Source organism: Klebsiella sp. P1927 (assembly GCF_018204675.1).
Taxonomy (GTDB): domain Bacteria; phylum Pseudomonadota; class Gammaproteobacteria; order Enterobacterales; family Enterobacteriaceae; genus Klebsiella; species Klebsiella pneumoniae.
Genome location: NZ_CP073377.1, coordinates 5,306,197 through 5,324,639 on the forward strand (window position 1 = coordinate 5,306,197; position 18,443 = coordinate 5,324,639).

The following is an 18,443-nucleotide window of genomic DNA, read 5'->3' on the forward strand; positions in this document are numbered from 1 at the left end:
CTAGTTGCCGGGGTTGTCCCAGCCCTGCCATTTGAGGCGATAGTACTGGATCAGCGCGCTCTGGCTGATGCTATCGCTGAGGATAGTGAAGAAGCGGCTGGCGTTCACAGGCTCCAGCGGGCGCTTCGGTTTGCAAGACTTCACGCCATGGAACGGATTACGCGGCTTCTGCTGCGTTTGTTGCGCAGGCGGCTGGGCGTAGTTTGGCGTCGAGTTGTCGACCTGCGGCTCGTTCAGCAGGCTGCTCGGGCGCACCAGCGTGATATCCGGCGGCAGGTTATAGACCATCTGCTGCAGCACCCGCACCGTCGTCGGATGCGGATGGCCAATGGCTATCGCCGAACCGTTGCGCCGCGCCAGGGCGATGGCGCGATTGAACTGGTTGCGGATATCGGCTTCATTCTGCGTATCGTCGAGAAACACTTTGCGCTTAATCACCTTCACGCCGGTACCCTGCGCGGCGCGCATGGCCTGGGTGTTGCCGATGGTGACGCTGTCGAGAAAATAGAGATTGTAGCGCTCCAGGGCCTGCATCACCTTCTGCATGCCAAACAGGTTGGAGGTCATCGCGCTGCCCATATGGTTATTCAGCCCGACGGCGTAAGGGACTTTGCCGTAAGCCTCGCGAATAATGCGCTCGATCTCCTCGCTGCTCATTTCGGGACGCAGGGTGTCTTTTTCCAGCGGCTGTTTGCTGAGCGGCGCCATTGGCAGATGGATGAGCACTTCATGGCCCTGATTATGCGCTTTAGTGGCCATTTCCCGGGCGTGCGGCGCGTTCGGCAGCACGGCGACGGAGATAGTTGCCGGCAGCGCCAGCACCTGATTCTCGGTCTGCGGGCGGTAGCCAAAATCGTCAATAACGATGGAGAGTTTGCCAGCGAACGCTGGCGCCGCCAGAGCCAGCGAACCGGCTACGGCAAGAGCAATTGCGCGAAATTGAAGCAAAACTTATCTTCCCAACCACGGCTGTGGATTGACCGCCTGACCCTGGCGGCGAATTTCGAAATAGAGCGACGGACGGCCCTGACCGCCGCTGCTGCCTACGAGCGCGATAGGCTGGCCGGCACGCACCTGGGTGCCAACGCTGACCAGCGCGCTTTGGTTATAGCCATACAGGCTCATGTCGCCTTTGCCATGTTCGACCACCACCACCAGTCCATAGCCCTGCAGCCAGTCGGCCAGAATGACCCGACCATCGGCAATGGCTCTGACTTCGGTGCCTTCAGACGCGGCGATAACCATCCCTTTCCAACGTAGTTCACCTTGCAGCTGTTCGCCATATCGATGAAGGAGCGGACCGCGAACCGGCCAGAACGCCTGACCGCGCGGCGAGCCCAGCCCGCCGGTGCGTGACATCAGCGAACGCTCGCTTTCCGTTGGTTTATAGGTAGTGCCTTTGCGCGATGCTTCCTGCTGGCGGTCGCGCACCGCCTGCGCGTCGCGTGCTTCCCGATCGGCGCGGGCTTTGGCGGCAGCCTCCGCCTGGGCGATACGACCGCGTAGGCGCGATTCGTTAGCCCGTAATTCACTTAATTGTTGCTGACCCTGCTGAATGGAAGACTCCAGGCCGGAAAGGGTCTTTTTCCGTTCGTTACGCGCCTGCTCCAGCTTCGCCTGCTGGGCCTTTTGCTCGTAGACCAGCGTTTGCTGCTGGCTCTGTTTTTCTTCGAGCATCGACTTTTGCACCGCCATCTCTTCGCGCGTTTTCTTCAACTCCGCGATAGTCTCCTGGCGGGCCTGGTTGAAATAGCTGAAATAGACCTGCATCCGCTGATTGCGCTGGCCCTCTTCACCGCTGAGCACCATCTGGATGCCGGTATGCGGCCCCTGGCGGAAAGCGGCATCGAGCTGCGCGGCGAGGTTCCGCTCCTGAGACGCGCGCTGGCGCTCCAGCTTCGCGAGAGCGGCGTTCATCTCGTCAATCTGCTTATTGAGCTGGTTCAGGCTATCCTGGGTTTCGCGCAGTTTGCGGGCCGCGGCGGCGATCGCCTCTTCCTGCGCTTTGAGCTGGGCGAGCAGGCTTGCGCGCTGCTGCTGCTGTTGCTTAATCGCCCGCTGCCTGGCGGCGATGTCGGCCTGGATGGACTTTAGCTGATCGCGATCGTCGGCATGCGCAGATGACGCGCACAGCAATACGCCAGCGCTGAGCGCGCTGGCGTAAAGGACGGATCGAACTGCCGCTGCGATCCATGTAGTTGAATACATCGCCTTTCCCCTCATGGGGAAGGATTATTCCACGATGAACAGCGGCTTGCCAGTCATCTCTTGCGGGATTTCCATTCCCATCAGCGACAGCATGGTCGGGGCGATGTCGGAAAGTTTGCCGCCGTTGACCGCTTTGACCGCTTTATTACCGACGTAGATCAGCGGAACCGGCAGATTGGTATGGGCGGTGTGCGCCTGGCCGGTGGCCGGGTCGCGCATCTGCTCGGCGTTGCCGTGGTCGGCGGTGATCAGCAGCTGGCCGCCAACGGATTCCACCGCCTGAGCCACCTGGTCGATGCAGCGATCCAGCGCTTCAACCGCTTTTACGGCAGCTTCCATCACCCCGGTATGGCCAACCATATCGCCGTTCGGGTAGTTACAGATGATGGTATCGTATTTTCCGCCTTTGATGGCGGCGACCAGTTTCTCGGTCAGCTCGGCGGAGCTCATTTCCGGCTGCAGATCGTAGGTCGCCACTTTCGGCGAGTTAATCAGGATCCGCTCTTCGCCTTTAAACGGCTCTTCTACGCCGCCGTTGAAGAAGAAGGTGACGTGAGCGTATTTTTCAGTTTCGGAGATACGCAGCTGGGTTTTATCGTGCTTCGCCATCCACTCGCCGAAGGTATTGGCCAGCGAGGCGGGCGGGTAGGCGCAGGCGACTTTGATGTCGGCGGCGTATTCGGTGAGCATCACGAAATCGAGATTAACCACTTTCTTACGCGCAAAGCCGTCGAAGTCGGCGTTGACGAAGGCGCGGGTGATTTCACGCGCGCGGTCGGCACGGAAGTTCATGAAGATCAGCGCGTCGCCGTCTTCCATCGCGGCATCGGCCTGGCCGGCGGCGCGGATAACGGTGGCTTTCACGAATTCGTCGTTTTCGTCACGGGCGTAGGCGGCCTGCAGACCCGCGACGGCGGTATCGGCCTGGAATTCGCCTTTGGCCAGGGTCAGCAGATCATAAGCTTGTTCCACGCGATCCCAGCGGTTGTCGCGGTCCATGGCGTAATAGCGGCCGATGAGCGACGCGATGCGACCTTTGCCCAGCGCGGCAAATTTGGCTTCGAATGTCGCCAGCGTTTTTTCCGCACTGCGCGGCGGCGTATCACGGCCGTCGAGGAAGGCGTGCAGGTAGATCTTCTCAGCGCCGCGCTCTGCCGCCAGCTCCACCATCGCCATGATGTGATCTTCGTGGCTGTGGACGCCGCCTGGCGACATCAGGCCCATGATATGTACTGCTTTGCCGGCGGCAACCGCTTTATCGACCGCGGCGGTCAGTACCGGGTTGGCGAAGAAGGTGCGTTCTTTAATTTCCACATCGAGACGGGTCAGGTCCTGATAGACGATACGACCGGCGCCCAGGTTGACGTGGCCTACTTCGGAGTTCCCCATCTGACGGTCCGGCAGGCCGACTTCGAGGCCGGATGCATCGATCAGGGTATGTGGACGTTTGGCCCACAGCGCGTCCATTACCGGCGTTTTAGCGCTATAAATGGCGTTATCCTGTTGGTCTTCGCGATAGCCGTAGCCATCCAGAATCACCAGTACCATAGGTTTTTTAGAAACCGACATTGCGACAACCTCATGCTCAAAGACAGAAATTTTGCGTAATTTTACTACAGCTGAATCGTTTAAATCCCCGTGAAAGATCAAAGAAAGGGAGCGGCCGGGCCGCGCCGGGTCAGCGAGAGCGGCTTTTTTTCGCCACCGCCCGCAGAAAATACATTACATCGCGCTCACTGGCTGTAATTGCCGCAAGGCACAGGTATACTCCTTTCCTGGTTTTTTTCTCACTTAGTCGGGAGTTGTAACCCCCCATGCAAGAAATTATGCAATTCATCGGCCGTCACCCGGTCCTGAGCATCGCGTGGATCGCGCTGCTGGGTGCGGTAGTGTTCACCACCTTCAAGGGGCTGATGTCGAAAGTTAAAGTCATCACCCGTGGTGAAGCGACGCGTCTTATCAATAAAGAAGATGCGGTGGTGGTCGACCTGCGTCAGCGTGACGATTTCCGTAAAGGCCATATTGCCGGCGCTATTAACCTGCTGCCCAGCGATATCAAAGCCAATAACGTCGGCGAGTTGGAAAAACACAAATCGCAACCCATTATTGTGGTAGACGGTTCCGGCATGCAGGCGCAAGAGCCCGCCAGCGCGCTGAACAAAGCCGGGTTTGAAAAAGTCTTTGTACTGAAAGAGGGCATTGCTGGCTGGAGCGGCGAAAACCTCCCTCTGGTACGCGGCAAATAACTTACCTCGCGTGGTGATGCCGCCGCGTTTTCTCCTTCACGCCTGACGTGAAGGGAACACAGGCTGCGGCGTAAAACCCTCAGGGTAACAACAGGAGTGAAGTCATGGCCAATATTGAGATCTACACCAAAGCGACCTGCCCGTTCTGCATCCGCGCGAAAGCGCTGCTGAACAGCAAAGGCGTAACGTTCCATGAGTTGCCGATCGATGGCGATGCCGCGAAGCGTGAGGAGATGATCCAGCGCAGCGGACGGACGACGGTTCCGCAGATTTTTATTGATGCGCAGCACATTGGCGGCTGTGACGACTTGTATGCGCTTGATTCACGTGGTGGACTTGATCCCCTCTTGCGCTAATTTTTGCGCGCTTTCCCTGGCGGAAGCGCGTATTTAAGGACAACACGAAAGGGTTTTACTATGTCAGAACAAAACAGCACCGAAATGACCTTCCAGATCCAGCGTATCTATACCAAAGATATCTCTTTTGAAGCGCCGAACGCGCCGCAAGTTTTCCAGAAAGACTGGCAGCCGGAAGTTAAACTTGATCTGGATACCGCCTCCACCCAGCTGGCTGAAGGCGTTTATGAAGTGGTGCTGCGTGTGACCGTGACCGCTGCGCTGGGCGAAGAAACCGCGTTCCTCTGTGAAGTACAGCAGGGCGGTATTTTCTCCATCGACGGCATCGAAGGCACCCAGATGGCGCACTGCCTCGGCGCATACTGCCCGAACATTCTGTTCCCGTACGCGCGCGAGTGCATCACCAGCCTGGTTTCCCGCGGCACCTTCCCGCAACTTAACCTTGCGCCAGTGAACTTCGACGCGCTGTTCATGAACTATCTGCAGCAGCAGGCTGGCGAAGGTGCTGAACAACATCAGGATGCCTGATGAACGCACTTAATGCTGCAATGACTGTGATCGGTGCCGGCTCTTACGGCACCGCTCTTGCCATCACCCTGGCAAGAAATGGCCACCACGTTGTGCTGTGGGGCCATGACCCGAAACATATCGCGACGCTGCAACACGATCGCTGCAACGCCGCGTTCCTTCCCGATGTGCCTTTCCCGGATACGCTGCATCTTGAGAGCGACCTGGCCACCGCGCTGGCCGCCAGCCGCGACATCCTTGTCGTGGTGCCGAGCCATGTATTCGGTCAGGTGTTACGCCAGATTAAACCGCTGATGCGTTCCGACGCGCGGCTGGTGTGGGCCACCAAAGGCCTGGAGGCCGAAACCGGCCGTCTGCTGCAGGACGTGGCGCGTGAAGCGCTGGGCGATGATATTCCGCTGGCGGTGATCTCGGGGCCAACCTTCGCCAAAGAGCTGGCCGCCGGCCTGCCGACGGCGATTTCGCTGGCGGCCACGGATCCGCAGTTTGCGGAAGACCTTCAGCGCCTACTGCACTGCGGCAAAAGCTTCCGCGTCTACATCAACCCGGACTTTATCGGCGTGCAGCTCGGCGGCGCGGTGAAAAACGTCATTGCCATCGGGGCAGGTATGTCGGATGGCATCGGCTTCGGCGCCAATGCGCGTACGGCGCTGATTACCCGTGGGCTGGTGGAAATGTCCCGCCTCGGCGCGGCGCTGGGCGCCGATCCGGAAACCTTTATGGGCATGGCCGGCCTCGGTGACCTGGTGCTCACCTGCACCGACAACCAGTCCCGTAACCGTCGCTTCGGCATGATGCTCGGCCAGGGTATGGACGTGCAGAGCGCCCAGGACAAGATTGGCCAGGTGGTTGAAGGCTACCGCAATACCAAGGAAGTTCGCGTTCTGGCACAGCGTTTAGGTGTCGAAATGCCAATAACCGAGGAAATTTATCAGGTATTGTATTGCGGAAAAATTGCGCGCGAGGCAGCATTGACCTTATTGGGTCGCGCCCGCAAGGACGAGCGCAGCAGCAATTAGCTTTCCTTTGTCACCTGAATGACCCTGCCAGCGCAGAACTGGCAGGTCATTACTATATCGCCTGGAGTATGCAATGCCGTGTGAAGAACTGGATATCGTCTGGAATAATATTAAAGCCGAAGCCCGGGCTTTGGCTGACTGTGAGCCGATGCTCGCCAGTTTTTACCACGCAACGCTACTCAAGCATGAAAATCTCGGCAGCGCGCTGAGCTATATGCTGGCCAACAAGCTGGCTTCCCCGATTATGCCGGCGATCGCCATTCGCGAAGTGGTGGAAGAGGCCTACGCCGCCGATCCGGAAATGATCGCCTCCGCCGCCTGCGATATTCAGGCGGTGCGCACGCGCGACCCGGCGGTGGATAAATACTCCACGCCGTTGCTCTATCTGAAGGGTTTCCATGCCTTGCAAGCCTATCGTATCGGCCACTGGCTGTGGACTCAGGGGCGACGCGCGCTGGCGATTTTCCTGCAAAATCAGGTCTCCGTCTCTTTCCAGGTGGATATCCACCCGGCGGCGAAAATCGGCCGCGGGATCATGCTCGACCATGCCACCGGCATTGTGGTCGGCGAAACGGCGGTGATTGAAGATGACGTCTCTATTCTGCAGTCGGTCACCCTCGGCGGGACCGGTAAAACCAGCGGCGACCGTCATCCGAAAATTCGCGAAGGCGTAATGATTGGCGCCGGGGCGAAGATCCTCGGCAATATTGAAGTCGGGCGTGGCGCGAAGATTGGCGCCGGTTCGGTGGTATTGCAGCCGGTTCCGCCGCACACCACCGCGGCGGGCGTACCGGCGCGTATCGTCGGCAAGCCGGAGAGCGACAAGCCGGCGATGGATATGGATCAGCATTTCAATGGCATCCACCACACCTTCGAGTACGGCGATGGGATTTGATGTATTGCCATTTGCCGCTGCTAAGCACAGAAATGTAGCCCGGATAAGGCGCAACGCGCCGTAATCCGGGAACCGCTCAGGTTAGCTGCGCAAGACCGCGCCAGGATACCCCAGCTGGCGCCAGGCTTCATACACCACCACCGACACCGCGTTTGACAGGTTCATACTGCGGCTGTCCGGCATCATCGGAATACGGATTTTCTGCTCCGGCGGCAGGGCATCGAGGATGCTGGCCGGCAGACCGCGGGTTTCCGGGCCAAACATCAAGAAATCGCCGTCCTGATAGCTCACTGCGCTGTGCGCAGGCGTGCCTTTGGTGGTCAGGGCGAACAGACGCTGCGGCTGCGCGCTGGCGACAAACGCCGCGTAATCCGCATGGCGCTGCACGGCAGTGAACTCGTGATAGTCCAGTCCGGCGCGTCTCAGGCGTTTATCGTCCCAGGTGAAGCCCATCGGCTCAATGATATGCAGACTGAAGCCCGTGTTGGCGCACAGGCGGATAATATTCCCGGTGTTCGGCGGGATCTCTGGTTCGAATAACACGATGTTCAGCATACTGCCCCCTTAATTGCGGGGGGCAGAATAGCAGATATTTGGCGAACCCTCACCCTGAGGGAGAGGGGCGGCGTAAGGGAAAACGTGGAGAATTACGCGGCGTTATTCTGCTTCAGCGCATCGAAGGTCTGCAGCGCTTCGGCGTTCTGCACCAGCGAATCACGGCTGATTTCACGGATACTTTTCGCCCCGGTGAGGGTCATCGCCACTTTCATCTCTTTCTCGATGAGGTTCAGCAGATTCGCCACGCCCTGCTTACCGTGGGTCGCCAGGGCGTACAGGTAAGCGCGGCCCAGCAGTACGCTGTCGGCGCCCAGGGCGATCATCCGCACCACGTCGAGCCCGTTGCGGATGCCGCTGTCTGCGAGAATAGTGATGTCGCCTTTCACCGCGTCGGCAATTGCCGGCAGGGCGCGGGCCGAGGAGAGCACGCCATCGAGCTGGCGGCCGCCGTGGTTGGAGACGACAATGCCGTCAGCGCCGAAGCGCACCGCGTCGCGGGCGTCCTCCGGATCGAGGATCCCTTTGATCACCATCGGACCGTCCCAGAAATCGCGGATCCACTCCAGGTCTTTCCATGAAATCGACGGATCGAAGTTATTCGCCAGCCAGCCAATGTAATCCTCAAGCCCGGTCGGTTTGCCGAGATAGGCGGAGATATTGCCCAGATCGTGCGGGCGACCGTTAAGGCCGACGTCCCACGCCCACTGCGGATGGGTGACGGCCTGCCAGTAGCGGCGCAGGGCGGCGTTCGGGCCGCTCATGCCGGAATGGGCGTCGCGGTAGCGGGCGCCGGGAGTCGGCATATCGACGGTAAAGACCAGCGTCGAGCAGCCGGCGGCTTTGGCGCGCTCCAGCGCATTGCGCATAAAGCCGCGGTCGCGCAGGACATACAGCTGGAACCACATCGGGCGCTTGATGGTCGGGGCGACCTCTTCGATCGGGCAGACGGAAACGGTAGAGAGGGTGAACGGAATGCCTTTGTCGTCCGCCGCGCCGGCGGCCTGCACTTCGCCGCGGCGGGCGTACATCCCGCACAGCCCGACCGGCGCCAACGCCGTCGGCATCGCCAGCTTCTCGTTGAATAACGTCGTTTCCAGACTCAGGTCCGACATATTGCGCAAAATACGCTGGCGCAAGGCTACATCGGAAAGGTCCTCGACGTTGCGGCGCAGGGTATGTTCGGCGTAGGCGCCGCCGTCAATATAGTGGAACAGAAACGGCGGCAGGATACGCTGTGCGGCGGCGCGATAGTCGCTGGCGGCGGAAATAATCATCACGAGTTCTCCCTGGAATTTTCATTGTGGTCACCGGGCAGGCGGGTAATTCGCGCCTGGCGGGCCTGGTCTTCATCAAAACGTTTGATGGTGGCGTGGACAAAGCCTAAGTGGCCCATCATCGCCTGGCGCGCCGCCTCGGCGTCGCCGGCGACAATCGCCTCCATGACGGCCTGGTGCTGTTCGGTCAGGCGGGCAAACACCGGCGGCACCTGATACATGCGCTGGCGGCTCTGCTTAACGGAGGAGTGCAGCAGGTCGAAAAAGCCGCGCATGGTTTGCAGGAGCACCACGTTATGCGAGGCTTCGGCGATCGCCAGGTGAAAGCGGACATCCGCCTGCGAGGCGATATCCGGGTCTTCACTCTGGGTCGCTTCAAAGCACAGACGAATTTTTTCTTTATCGGCGTCGGTGGCGCGCATCGCCGCGTGCCACGCGGTGCTGGCTTCGATGGCGTGGCGAGCTTCGAGGATATCGAAGCTGTAGTCCGGGTCATCGGCCAGCAGCGTCTTCAGCGGCTGGACGATGTTTTGCTCTGACCACGGCTCATGCTGAAAGCGGACGAAGGTGCCGCCGCCGCGACGGCTCAACAGCACCCCTTCATTGACCAGCATCGCCAGCGCTTCGCGCAGGGAATTGCGTGAGACGCCGAGCTGGGCGGCGAGCTGGCGCTCGGCGGGCAGTCGCATGCCCGCCTCCAGCTGTTGTTCTTCAATCAGCGCCCGGACGCGACGCGCCACGTCGTCGGCCAGGCGTTTAGGCATCACTATCACGGGATCATCCAGGTTAAAACGTAGGCCTGCAGCGTGGTGATCAGCCCCACCATGCAGGTGAAGATCAGGCTATGTTTGACGGTAAAGCGGAACAGATCCGACTCTTTGCCCACCAGGCCTACCGCGGCGCAGGCGATGGCGATCGACTGCGGGGAAATCATCTTGCCGGTAACGCCGCCGGTGGTATTGGCCGCGACCAGCAGAATATCGGAGACGCCAATCTGCTGCGCCGCCGTTGCCTGCAGCGCGGCGAACAGGGCGTTAGACGAGGTGTCCGAACCGGTCAGGAATACCCCCAGCCAGCCAAGGAACGGCGAGAAGAAGGTAAACGCGTGGCCGGTATGGGCCAGCGCCAGGGCCAGGGTCGACGACAGCCCGGAATAGTTAGAGATAAAGGCGAACGCCAGCACCATGCCGATAGAGTAGATCGGCAGCGCCAGATCCTTCAGCGTCCCGGCGAAGGTGGTCAGCGCATCTTTCGGCTTCATGCGCAGCCAGACGATGGACAGCAGGGCGGCGAACAGAATGGCGGTGCCGGTTGCCGACAGCCAGTCGAATTTATACACCGCGGCGTAGGGCGTCGCGGCGCTAACCACCGGCGGCATACGGGCAACCATTTTGTCGAGGAATGGTACCGAAATATTGATAACGAAGTCATACATCGCGCCGCCAGGAGCGAACAGCGCTTTGAATGGCGGCACGCTCCACAGGGTCACGGTGGCGGTCAGGAACAGGAACGGCGACCAGGCGCGGATCACTTGTCCCGCCGTGTAGCGTGTGCGGGCCAGCGTCATATCCACCTGCGAGGCGCCGAGATCGCCGAAGCGGAAGATGCGTACCGGCTGCCAGCGTTTGAGGAACAGGGTCAGACAGACCAGGGAGACCAGCGACGAGATGATATCCGGCAGCTCCGGGCCAAGGAAGTTAGAGCTGAGGTACTGGGCAATAGCGAACGAACCGCCTGCGACTATCACCGCCGGCCAGGTCTCTTTAATGCCGCGCCAGCCGTCCATAATCGCCATGATCCAGAACAGCACGATAATGGTCAGGAACGGCAGCTGGCGGCCCACCATCTGGCCGATGGCGAAGCTATCGATACCGGTCACCTGGCCGGCGACCAGAATCGGGATGCCCATCGCGCCGAAGGCCACCGGCGCGGTGTTGACGATCAGGCACAGGCCAGCCGCATACAGCGGGTTAAACCCGAGACCAACCAGCAGCGCGGCGGTAATCGCCACCGGTGCGCCGAAACCCGCCGCCCCTTCGAGAAAGGCGCCGAACGAGAAGCCGACGATCAGCATCTGCAGGCGCTGGTCCGGCGTAATCGACAGAATCGATGAGCGGATGATGTCGAACTGTCCGGTCTTCACCGAGATTTTATAGACGAAGACCGCGGCGATAATAATCCACGCGATAGGCCACAGGCCGTAGAAGAAGCCGTAGACCACCGAGGCTAAGGCGCGGTCCACCGGCATTTTATAGAACAGTAAGGCAACGACCAGCGCGATTGCGACGGTCCAGGTGGCAGCGATGTAGCCTTTCAGTTTGAGCTTAATCAGCGCAAAAAAGAAAAACAGAATCGGTAGCGATGCGATAAGACTGGATAGCCAGATATTACCGGCGGGATCGTAGTTTTGTTGCCAGAGATTCATGCAGGGTCTCCATCGGGCCGCCAGGAGAGGAGGGCTGAGTCTGCGCTCATTGCCGATCCCACCAAAAGTAAAATTGGCCCGGCCAATTAAGGGTATCAGGGTTGATGACAATGAATGGTTAATCAGATGTTACTCTTAAGCAACGTGTTTGTGATGGGTTTTGACGGATTTGTGAACTGCCAGGGGGTGGATGAAATTATTGGTTGGACCAATCGACCCGGCTGAAGGTAAAAATGTGGGGGAGTGAAGACAGAATAGCCCTCTCCGTACGGAGAGGACTGGGGATCAAAATTCGCTGCGGGCGAAACCGGTCATCTCTTTCAGACCCATTTCCCGGCCCAGGGCGGTCATCGGATGGACAACCACCAAGCCGCGAACGCTTTTCTTCAGCTTGCCCATATCGGCCTGCTCTTTTTTGGTAATCGCGCGGCGGAACGGCAGGCTCATCAGTTTCTGCGCCTCTTTGCTCAGCTTCTGGCTCTGGACGGAACGCAGACGTTCAATCTCCGTTTCCAGAGTGGCTTTTTCTTTTTCCAGTTCAGCATATTTATCGGCGGCTTCCACCAGCGACAGCTCGGCCTGCTGGTGGCGGATGGCGTCGAGACGATCGCTCAGACGCTTGATTTCATTCTTTTCGACTTCTTTCATGGTGATTTGATCTGTTAATAAAGGGGCTTCATTCGCCTATAGTATGTGCCGTGACCGCTATTGTTGATAGCTATTTATCAAAAATTCGCCGTTTGTCGCCCGCGGAATGCAATATCATTTATCGCTAATAATTTGAATTTTATTAATATTCCGCCTAATACCCGTTCTAATTTCATTTCTGTGAAGCCTGTCGGCAGATAAGCACGTTTTCCTTAACCCACGCTGGTGAATTGGCTAATGCTTAATCAGATTATTCCCAAAAGGAGGACGTGATGGCAAAGATCGGCGACGGCGTACCACGTTTAATCGACAAAGCGGTTGATTTTATGGCTTCCAGTCAGGCGTTTATGGAGTATTTGAAAAAGTCTCCGCGTCTGCAGCATGTACCGCGAGACATTCCTCAGGATAAGGAAGCGTTGTTCCTGCAGCGTCTGGAATATTATCGTCAGCTTTACCGGCCGACCTGCGACCAGACGGAACCGGAATCAGAGCGTTGATTTCTGAAAGGCTTTTTTTAAGCTGATTCGTGAAATCAGCTCAGTCAGGGACAGCACCATCGTTGAGCGCACCATCTGCTGGTAACGCAGTTTCTGCATTGCCAGCAGTTCGGCATCGCTGTCATCAAATTGCGGCGTTGGCGGCAGGGCGGCGACGCAGTGCAGCTCGCCGAACGGACCGATAATTTCGTCGTCGGTAAAGCTGTACTCATTGCCGTCGTGGTTAAGCTCTTCGCGCAGGGCCATCAGCAGCTCAGCGTCTTCATATTCGGCACGACTTATCACCCCAAGGCCATAAATCAGCTTCAGGCGTACAGAGAGATCGCCGAGCGGCCCGCTGCCCTCCAGCAAGGGCTCGACGGCGTATTTCACCGCGTAGTCGTCTTTACGGAACACCTGAAGCACCAGAATATTGACCGCTTCCGTTAACAGCTCGACGGTGGCGATCAGGAAGCTTCGTACGGTTTTGCCAGCATTCAGACGCTCAAGCACACGGTTTTCAAATGCTTGTGTTTCTTCCATCATTGCCTGCATATCTGACAGGAGTCGTAATGGGCGCGACGTCGGCCGCGCCAGGTTGTGCATCATTTTTCCGCGTTGTAGTCGTTAACGGCCTCCGCGACGACATCACTTGCGGCATCCAGGCCGGAAATCTGCGCCAGCGCGGCCTGCGGCCCCTTGTCGGCGATCAGTGCCGCCAGCTCCTGCGCCTGCGGATCGTCTTCGCTACGGAAATGCATCGCCGCCGCAATCCCTTTCACCAGGTTGCGGTGCGGCAGCCCGTATTCCAGTGTACCCAGCAGCGGCTTAATTAAACGGTCGCCAGCGCTCAGTTTGCGCAGCGGCTGACGGCCAACGCGCTCAACATCGTCTTTCAGGTACGGGTTCTCGAAACGGCCAAGTATTTTCTGGATATAAGCCGCGTGCTTCTGCGGGTCAAAGGCGTAACGTTTGATCAGCACCGCGCCGCTCTCTTCCATCGCGCCCTGCACGACGGCACGAATTTTCTGGTCGAGGATCGCGTCGCGAATCGTCTGATGGCCCGCCAGTTTTCCGAGGTAGGCGGTTATAGCATGCCCGGTGTTCAAGGTGAAGAGCTTGCGTTCGACAAATGCCATCAGGTTATCAGTTAATTCCATTCCCGGGATAGTCGGCAGCGCGCCCTTGAACTGAGTCTTATCGACAATCCATTCGCTAAAGGTTTCCACGGTGACTTCCAGCGGGTCATGAGTGGCGGAAGCCGATGGCGGCACAATACGGTCAACGGCAGAGTCGACAAAGCCGATATGCGCTTCCACCCACGCTTTATCTTCTTCCGCCAGCGCGTTAAACACGTGGCCTTTTAACTGCGTGGTGCCGCGCACCATATTTTCGCAGGCGATGATGTTCAGGGGGCGTTCGGTGCCCTGCGCTTTGCGCTGCGCCAGCCCTTTGGCGATCGCTGGCGCGATGCGCTCGAGCACGACGGGACCGACGGCGGTGGTGACCAGATCCACTTCAGCGATCAGGTCCACAACCTCATCGCCGATGCTGCTGACGGCATTGACGCCGGAGACGGTGTCCACCTGCTCATTCTCACCGACGACGTGAACCTGATAGCTATGACGGGCATTCAGGGCATCAAGTACGGTCTGATTGACATCGGCAAACGTCAGTTCGATGCCCGCGTCGGCCAGCAATTTACCGATAAAGCCACGTCCGATATTACCTGCGCCAAAATGTAATGCTTTCATAGTATTAACCTTCAATTAATGTTTTCACCTGAGAGGGCTGGGGTGAGGCCTTTCCCCTCACCCCAACCCTCTCCCAAAGGAGAGGGGTGGATAGCGCTGATTATTTATTTAACAGTGCCAGAACTTCGTCGACGCTGGTGGTTTTCGCCAGGCGCTCAATCACGGTTTCGTCATCCAGGGCGTTAGTCAGACTGGTGATAACCTGAATGTGCTCGTTATTACGAGCGGCGATGCCGATGACCAGACGCGCGACTTCATCTTCTTCTTCACCGAAGCGCACGCCTTCCGGGTACTGGCAGAAGACGACGCCGGTTTTCAGCACGCGGTCCTTCGCTTCGATGGTGCCGTGCGGTACCGCAATGGACTCGCCGAGATAGGTCGAGGTCAGTTTTTCGCGGTCCAGCATCGCCTGCACATATTCCGGCTCAACGTAACCGCCTTTCACCAGCTGCTCACCGGCGAAGCGAATCGCTTCTTCTTTGGTGGCTGCTTTGCGACCGAGGAAGATGTTATCCGCGCCCAGCTGGAACAGGTTGTTGTTAGTATCGTCAAAGCTGTCTTTCAGGCTATCGGTGACTTTGACTTCGTTGTCGATGTGGCGCTGGGCCGCGACCAGGCGCTCGGTCAGGCTGGTGTACAGACCGCTGTCGAGGAAGTTGGTCAGCGAAATATGCTGCGCCTGCGGCACCTGGCGCATGGCGCGCTCGGTAAGGTCGCGGTGGGTGATGACCAGGTCAACATCCGGCGGCAGGTTATTGATTGCGCTGTTGGTGACCGAGATGTTGCTCAGCCCGGCATCCTGCACTTTCTTGCGCAGTACCCCGGCGCCCATAGCGCTGGAACCCATCCCGGCGTCGCAGGCGACGATGATTTTACGCACATGGCTCAGGTCGTTGGTGACATTACCGGCCGCCAGCGGGCTGGCGCCTTTGGATTCCGCTTTCATGTCATGCATACGACGCGTTGCGGCTTCGATATCGTCTTCTTCTTTAACTTTGCTGGTCTTGAGCAGAACCGCAGAGACCACGAAGGAGACCGCCATCGCTGCGATAATCGCGGCGATGTTAGCGAAGTAGGCGCCTTTCGGCGTCATCGCCAGTACCGCCAGGATAGAGCCTGGGGAAGCCGGGGAAACCAGACCGCCATTGAGGATAGTCAGGGTGAAGACACCGGTCATCCCGCCGAGGATAACGGCCAGGATCAGGCGCGGGTTCATCAGTACGTACGGGAAGTAGATTTCATGGATACCACCCAGGAAGTGGATGATAGCAGCCCCGCCTGCAGACTGTTTTGCGCTGCCGCGGCCAAAGAACATGTACGCCAGCAGAACGCCCATCCCTGGACCCGGGTTAGCTTCAATCAGGAAGAAGATGGATTTACCCAGCTCGTGGGACTGCTGAATACCCAGCGGCGAGAAGATACCGTGGTTGATGGCGTTGTTAAGGAACAGGATTTTTGCCGGTTCGACGAAGATAGACGCCAGCGGTAGCATGTCGTGCGCCACCATAAAGTTAACGCCAGCCGCCAGAATTTTCGACAGAACTTCGACCGCCGGGCCAATGCCGAGGAAGGCCAGAATGGCGAGGATCATCCCGATGATGCCGGCGGAGAAGTTATTCACCAGCATTTCAAAACCGGATTTGATCTTACCGTCTACCCAGTTATCGAACTTCTTGATGCAGTAGCCGCCCAGCGGGCCGGCAATCATTGAGCCGAGGAACATCGGCATATCCGCGCCGACGATAACGCCCATGGTGGTGATCGCCCCGACCACGCCACCACGTTCGCCGCCGACTAATTTACCGCCGGTGTAACCGATCAGCAGCGGCAGCAGGTAGGTGATCATCGGACCGACCAGCTTCGCCAGCGTTTCGTTTGGCAACCACCCTGTCGGAATGAAAAGCGCGGTGATGATACCCCACGCGATAAACGCGCCGATATTCGGCATCACCATATTGCTGAGGAAACGACCAAAGCTTTGCACTTTGATCTTGATATCGGATGACATAAAACACCCCTTCTTCTGTTTTGCGTAGCGCGCAGGCTTAAAGCCCGAGGTTTGTTGTTAATGTGGCGGCAGAGGTAGCCGGGCCCTGATTGATAGTGCGAAATCTGGCACTGAATCGTTTAGCTGTCCAGCCAGCGCCCTTTTATGTGATTTGGATCACATGAATATAGGTGGCTAAGAGGGTTTTTTAGTGATGATGATCACAAAATTACTGTGTAAAAAAACAACACAGCGCCTTTTTAGCCGCTGATCTGCCTTTTTGTGTGATATTTGTCACATTTTTGTTTCGTGTTTTTGTTGTTTGTTTGTGATTTTGATCACAAAGAATTTCGCGGGGGGTTTACGCCGCTGTGATCTCGGCCCGGTTTTGCGGCCAGGGCGAGATGGCTCTGTAACTAAGCAACCTTAACTGCCGAATAACTTTTTTACGCCGGATGGCAAAAATGAAAGGCGTGAATTATGCTCAAAATAGCGGCCCGAATGTCAGTGGGTCGTGAATAAAATTCATATAAATTATTAGCGTAAAGCCGAGGGAATTATGTTTCTCAATTATTTTGCGCTGGGCGTTCTGATCTTCGTTTTTCTGGTCATTTTTTATGGGATTATCATTATTCACGATATTCCTTATTTGATCGCCAAAAAACGCAACCACCCTCATTCCGATGCTATTCATGTCGCCGGATGGGTCAGTCTTTTTACTCTCCACGTCATCTGGCCGTTTTTATGGATTTGGGCCACGTTGTACCAGCCTGAGCGCGGCTGGGGCATGCAGCATAAGGCGAATACGGCCCCTGACGAACCTGAAAAAGAGACCGATATACAACAGCTTCGCCAACGACTGAGCGACCTTGAACACCAGGTGGCGGCCATCCAGCGGCCGCAGTCCACCTCTGCGGCGGAGAAATAATCTATGGATCTGTTGATAATTTTGACCTACGTGGCCATCGCCTGGTCGATATTTAAAATCTTCAAAATACCGGTAAATAAATGGACGGTACCTACCGCGGCGCTGGGGGGCGTATTTATTGTTAGCGCGCTTATTTTATTAATGAACTATAACCACCCTTACACCTTTCTGGCGCAAAAGGCGGTGATATCTATTCCTATTACGCCGCAGGTTACCGGAGTGGTTAACAGCGTCACCGACAAAGCGAATCAGCGCGTCAAAAAGGGTGAGGTGCTTTTTACTATTGACCCGGCGCGCTATCAGGCGCGGGTCGACCGTCTGCAGGCCGACCTGGTGACGGCGCTGCACAGTATTAACACCCTCAAAGCGCAGCTCTCTGAAGCCCAGGCCAACACCACCCGCGTGTCGGCGGAACGCGATCGCTTATACAAGGACTATCAGCGCTACCTGAAAGGGAGCCAGGCGCGGGTGAACCCGTTCTCGGAAAGCGACATCGATAACGCCAGGCAGAATTACCTTGCCCAGGACGCGCTGGTCAAGGCGTCGGTGGCGGAGCAGGCGCAGATCCAGAGCCAGCTGGACAGCATGATCAACGGCGAGCAGTCGCAAGTGGCCAGCCTGCGCGCCCAGCTGGCGGAGGCGAAATATAATCTCGATCAGACCACCGTGCGGGCGCCAAGCGATGGGTATATCACCCAGGTGCTGATCCGTCCGGGGACCTATGCCGCCTCGCTGCCGCTGCGTCCGGTGATGGTGTTTATCCCCGAGCAAAAACGGCTGATCGTCGCCCAGTTTCGGCAAAATTCCCTGTTAAGGCTGGAGAAAGGCGACGACGCGGAAGCGGTGTTTAACGCCCTGCCCGGACAGGTATTCCACGGCAAACTGGTGAGCATTTTACCGGTGGTGCCGGGGGGAACCTATCAGGCGCAGGGGGCGTTGCAGTCGCTGACCGTGACGCCGGGCAGCGATGGCGTGCTGGCGACCATTGAGCTCGATCCGAATGCCGAAATCGATGCACTACCCGATGGCATCTATGCGCAGGTGGCGGTCTACTCCGACCATTTCGCCCACGTTTCGGTGATGCGTAAAGTGCTGCTGCGGATGACCAGCTGGATGCACTACCTCTATCTCGACCATTAAT

19 protein-coding genes are annotated in these 18,443 nt (G+C 57.8%); 8 read left to right on the forward strand and 11 right to left on the reverse strand.

Going from position 1 to position 18,443, the window contains the following annotated elements:
- The 3 genes from KB892_RS26395 to gpmM are packed head-to-tail and all read right to left on the reverse strand — an operon-like array spanning position 1 to position 3,777.
- Positions 1-948 (reverse strand): divergent polysaccharide deacetylase family protein, encoded by a 948-nt coding sequence (locus KB892_RS26395; RefSeq protein WP_002922459.1) that lies wholly within the window; start codon positions 946-948, stop codon positions 1-3.
- 3 nt (positions 949-951) lie between these two features.
- Complete coding sequence (envC, locus tag KB892_RS26400) at positions 952-2,223, reverse strand: murein hydrolase activator EnvC (protein WP_002922458.1); 1,272 nt, start codon at positions 2,221-2,223, stop codon at positions 952-954.
- 9 nt (positions 2,224-2,232) lie between these two features.
- On the reverse strand, positions 2,233-3,777 hold the full coding sequence (gpmM, locus tag KB892_RS26405) for a 2,3-bisphosphoglycerate-independent phosphoglycerate mutase (RefSeq protein WP_004152046.1): 1,545 nt from the start codon (positions 3,775-3,777) through the stop codon (positions 2,233-2,235).
- A 245-nt stretch (positions 3,778-4,022) separates the two neighbouring features.
- Between gpmM and KB892_RS26410 the strand changes: the two genes are divergently transcribed.
- The 5 genes from KB892_RS26410 (at position 4,023) to cysE (ending at position 7,252) form a co-directional block, all read left to right on the forward strand.
- Positions 4,023-4,454 carry a rhodanese-like domain-containing protein gene (locus KB892_RS26410; protein ID WP_002922436.1) on the forward strand — a complete coding sequence of 144 codons (432 nt, stop codon included), beginning with the start codon at positions 4,023-4,025 and terminating at the stop codon, positions 4,452-4,454.
- A 104-nt stretch (positions 4,455-4,558) separates the two neighbouring features.
- On the forward strand, positions 4,559-4,810 hold the full coding sequence (gene grxC / locus KB892_RS26415) for a glutaredoxin 3 (RefSeq protein WP_002922429.1): 252 nt from the start codon (positions 4,559-4,561) through the stop codon (positions 4,808-4,810).
- 60 nt (positions 4,811-4,870) lie between these two features.
- Entirely contained in the window at positions 4,871-5,338 is a 468-nt protein-coding gene (gene secB, locus KB892_RS26420) for a protein-export chaperone SecB (RefSeq protein WP_002922428.1), read from the forward strand.
- Complete coding sequence (gene gpsA / locus KB892_RS26425) at positions 5,338-6,357, forward strand: NAD(P)H-dependent glycerol-3-phosphate dehydrogenase (protein ID WP_002922427.1); 1,020 nt, start codon at positions 5,338-5,340, stop codon at positions 6,355-6,357. The genes secB and gpsA overlap by 1 nt, the downstream gene beginning before the upstream one ends.
- A gap of 73 nt (positions 6,358-6,430) precedes the next feature.
- A complete protein-coding gene (gene cysE, locus KB892_RS26430; RefSeq protein WP_002922426.1) occupies positions 6,431-7,252 on the forward strand; it encodes a serine O-acetyltransferase in 822 nt (273 codons plus the stop codon).
- 81 nt (positions 7,253-7,333) lie between these two features.
- Here the strand turns inward: cysE and trmL are convergent, their stop codons facing one another.
- From trmL to KB892_RS26455, 5 genes are all read right to left on the reverse strand, one after another.
- Entirely contained in the window at positions 7,334-7,807 is a 474-nt protein-coding gene (gene trmL / locus KB892_RS26435; RefSeq protein ID WP_002922423.1) for a tRNA (uridine(34)/cytosine(34)/5-carboxymethylaminomethyluridine(34)-2'-O)-methyltransferase TrmL, read from the reverse strand.
- Positions 7,808-7,899: 92 nt separating this feature from the next.
- Positions 7,900-9,084 (reverse strand): FMN-dependent L-lactate dehydrogenase LldD, encoded by a 1,185-nt coding sequence (lldD, locus tag KB892_RS26440; protein WP_002922420.1) that lies wholly within the window; start codon positions 9,082-9,084, stop codon positions 7,900-7,902.
- On the reverse strand, positions 9,084-9,857 hold the full coding sequence (gene lldR / locus KB892_RS26445; RefSeq protein ID WP_002922415.1) for a transcriptional regulator LldR: 774 nt from the start codon (positions 9,855-9,857) through the stop codon (positions 9,084-9,086). Before lldR ends, lldD begins: the two co-directional genes overlap by 1 nt.
- Positions 9,854-11,509 carry an L-lactate permease gene (gene lldP / locus KB892_RS26450; RefSeq protein WP_002922413.1) on the reverse strand — a complete coding sequence of 552 codons (1,656 nt, stop codon included), beginning with the start codon at positions 11,507-11,509 and terminating at the stop codon, positions 9,854-9,856. The genes lldR and lldP overlap by 4 nt, the downstream gene beginning before the upstream one ends.
- A gap of 285 nt (positions 11,510-11,794) precedes the next feature.
- Positions 11,795-12,157, reverse strand: a complete 363-nt coding sequence (locus KB892_RS26455; protein ID WP_002922410.1) for a YibL family ribosome-associated protein — start codon at positions 12,155-12,157, stop codon at positions 11,795-11,797.
- A 272-nt stretch (positions 12,158-12,429) separates the two neighbouring features.
- Between KB892_RS26455 and KB892_RS26460 the strand changes: the two genes are divergently transcribed.
- On the forward strand, positions 12,430-12,654 hold the full coding sequence (locus KB892_RS26460; RefSeq protein WP_002922402.1) for a hypothetical protein: 225 nt from the start codon (positions 12,430-12,432) through the stop codon (positions 12,652-12,654).
- Here the strand turns inward: KB892_RS26460 and mtlR are convergent.
- From mtlR to mtlA, 3 genes are all read right to left on the reverse strand, one after another.
- Entirely contained in the window at positions 12,643-13,239 is a 597-nt protein-coding gene (mtlR, locus tag KB892_RS26465; RefSeq protein ID WP_002922401.1) for a mannitol operon repressor MtlR, read from the reverse strand. The two genes, KB892_RS26460 and mtlR, sit on opposite strands and share 12 nt — an antisense overlap.
- A complete protein-coding gene (gene mtlD / locus KB892_RS26470; protein WP_004152045.1) occupies positions 13,239-14,387 on the reverse strand; it encodes a mannitol-1-phosphate 5-dehydrogenase in 1,149 nt (382 codons plus the stop codon). Before mtlD ends, mtlR begins: the two co-directional genes overlap by 1 nt.
- A 100-nt stretch (positions 14,388-14,487) precedes the next feature.
- Positions 14,488-16,395, reverse strand: a complete 1,908-nt coding sequence (gene mtlA / locus KB892_RS26475; protein ID WP_002922397.1) for a PTS mannitol transporter subunit IICBA — start codon at positions 16,393-16,395, stop codon at positions 14,488-14,490.
- A gap of 538 nt (positions 16,396-16,933) precedes the next feature.
- On the opposite strand from mtlA, the gene KB892_RS26480 reads away from it, so the two are divergent.
- Together KB892_RS26480 and KB892_RS26485 are read left to right on the forward strand one after the other, a co-directional pair.
- Positions 16,934-17,302: a DUF3302 domain-containing protein gene (locus KB892_RS26480; protein WP_004152044.1), complete on the forward strand. Its 369-nt coding sequence runs from the start codon at positions 16,934-16,936 to the stop codon at positions 17,300-17,302.
- Between the two features lie 3 nt (positions 17,303-17,305).
- Positions 17,306-18,442, forward strand: coding sequence for an HlyD family secretion protein (locus KB892_RS26485; protein ID WP_002922393.1), 1,137 nt, complete (start codon positions 17,306-17,308; stop codon positions 18,440-18,442).
- The last annotated feature ends 1 nt before the right edge of the window (position 18,443 follow it).

Bases quoted from the DNA above. Each gene is read 5' to 3' on its own strand.
- envC (WP_002922458.1), bottom strand. From the start codon at position 2,223: ATGAGGGGAAAGGCGATGTATTCAACTACATGGATCGCAGCGGCAGTT.
- gpmM (WP_004152046.1), bottom strand. From the start codon at position 3,777: ATGTCGGTTTCTAAAAAACCTATGGTACTGGTGATTCTGGATGGCTAC.
- KB892_RS26410 (WP_002922436.1), top strand. From the start codon at position 4,023: ATGCAAGAAATTATGCAATTCATCGGCCGTCACCCGGTCCTGAGCATC.
- grxC (WP_002922429.1), top strand. From the start codon at position 4,559: ATGGCCAATATTGAGATCTACACCAAAGCGACCTGCCCGTTCTGCATC.
- secB (WP_002922428.1), top strand. From the start codon at position 4,871: ATGTCAGAACAAAACAGCACCGAAATGACCTTCCAGATCCAGCGTATC.
- gpsA (WP_002922427.1), top strand. From the start codon at position 5,338: ATGAACGCACTTAATGCTGCAATGACTGTGATCGGTGCCGGCTCTTAC.
- cysE (WP_002922426.1), top strand. From the start codon at position 6,431: ATGCCGTGTGAAGAACTGGATATCGTCTGGAATAATATTAAAGCCGAA.
- trmL (WP_002922423.1), bottom strand. From the start codon at position 7,807: ATGCTGAACATCGTGTTATTCGAACCAGAGATCCCGCCGAACACCGGG.
- lldD (WP_002922420.1), bottom strand. From the start codon at position 9,084: ATGATTATTTCCGCCGCCAGCGACTATCGCGCCGCCGCACAGCGTATC.
- lldP (WP_002922413.1), bottom strand. From the start codon at position 11,509: ATGAATCTCTGGCAACAAAACTACGATCCCGCCGGTAATATCTGGCTA.
- KB892_RS26455 (WP_002922410.1), bottom strand. From the start codon at position 12,157: ATGAAAGAAGTCGAAAAGAATGAAATCAAGCGTCTGAGCGATCGTCTC.
- KB892_RS26460 (WP_002922402.1), top strand. From the start codon at position 12,430: ATGGCAAAGATCGGCGACGGCGTACCACGTTTAATCGACAAAGCGGTT.
- mtlR (WP_002922401.1), bottom strand. From the start codon at position 13,239: ATGCACAACCTGGCGCGGCCGACGTCGCGCCCATTACGACTCCTGTCA.
- mtlD (WP_004152045.1), bottom strand. From the start codon at position 14,387: ATGAAAGCATTACATTTTGGCGCAGGTAATATCGGACGTGGCTTTATC.
- mtlA (WP_002922397.1), bottom strand. From the start codon at position 16,395: ATGTCATCCGATATCAAGATCAAAGTGCAAAGCTTTGGTCGTTTCCTC.
- KB892_RS26480 (WP_004152044.1), top strand. From the start codon at position 16,934: ATGTTTCTCAATTATTTTGCGCTGGGCGTTCTGATCTTCGTTTTTCTG.
- KB892_RS26485 (WP_002922393.1), top strand. From the start codon at position 17,306: ATGGATCTGTTGATAATTTTGACCTACGTGGCCATCGCCTGGTCGATA.